General features: G+C 46.5%; 1 protein-coding gene. It reads right to left on the minus strand.

Annotated features, from left to right (window positions below; all coding sequences use genetic code 11):
- Positions 1-316, minus strand: a 316-nt coding sequence (locus tag OCV67_RS13620) for a DEAD/DEAH box helicase family protein (protein ID WP_262644658.1), incomplete at both ends; no start/stop codon positions are given.

Here is a 316-nt window from a genome sequence, read left to right on the forward strand (position 1 = left end):
GAAACCTTTGTTTTAGTCCATTTTAAAACCGCTTTCAAGAGCGGACTTTTTGACTGCCATTTTGAAACCTCTGCCCAGAGTACGTCATTAAGCTGCTGTTTAGTGGGAGCAGTTGCTACAACACGGGAATACGGGAAACAGGACAAAAACCACAGGCACAAAACAGCTTCACAACCAGTCTTTCCAACGCCCTGACCGGAACGCACCGTAACTTTAGGAAACTCCGCTATATCCGCAAATACTTCCTTCTGCCATTTGTCAGGCTCAAACTGACAAACCTCATAGGCGAACAGTTCGGGAGATTTGCGGTATTCGG

It is taken from the genome of Porcipelethomonas ammoniilytica (assembly GCF_025567485.1).
GTDB classification, from domain to species: Bacteria; Bacillota; Clostridia; order Oscillospirales; family Ruminococcaceae; genus Porcipelethomonas; species Porcipelethomonas ammoniilytica.